Origin of the sequence: Vibrio sp. 10N.222.49.C9 (genome assembly GCF_041474985.1) — a bacterium.
GTDB classification, from domain to species: domain Bacteria; phylum Pseudomonadota; class Gammaproteobacteria; order Enterobacterales; family Vibrionaceae; genus Vibrio; species Vibrio crassostreae_C.
In genome coordinates, this window is the sequence record NZ_JBFRVD010001358.1 from 1 (window position 1) to 328 (window position 328).

General features: G+C 45.1%; 1 protein-coding gene. It reads left to right on the forward strand.

Annotated features, from left to right (window positions below; translation table 11 throughout):
- The coding region (locus AB4585_RS28275; protein WP_372172087.1) for an arginine N-succinyltransferase at positions 1–287 on the forward strand (287 nt) is incomplete at its 5' end.
- Positions 288–328: the final 41 nt, after the last annotated feature.

A 328-nucleotide genomic window follows, 5' to 3' on the forward strand; every position in this document is an offset into this window, starting at 1 on the left:
TTTTCGATGCAGGCCCTATGTTGGAATCACAAGTCAGGGATATTAGAGCGGTTCGAGAACAACGCTTAGCGACGGTAAAAGTGGCTGAAGACATCACGCCAAGCGAGATACCTTATCTAGTCAGCAATGGCAAAGTGAAGCACTTTAGAGCCCTAGCAACCAAAGCGATTCAGTTTGACGGTAATACCATCATTATGGATACCAAGCTTGCAGATACATTGCAGCTAAAAGAAGGCGATTCTGCGCCGTTTGTTCCACTGTTTAACGCTCTAGCAGAGCAAGAGTAGAATCCATTCAAGGAGTGAAGATGAACAACTCAACCCAACAT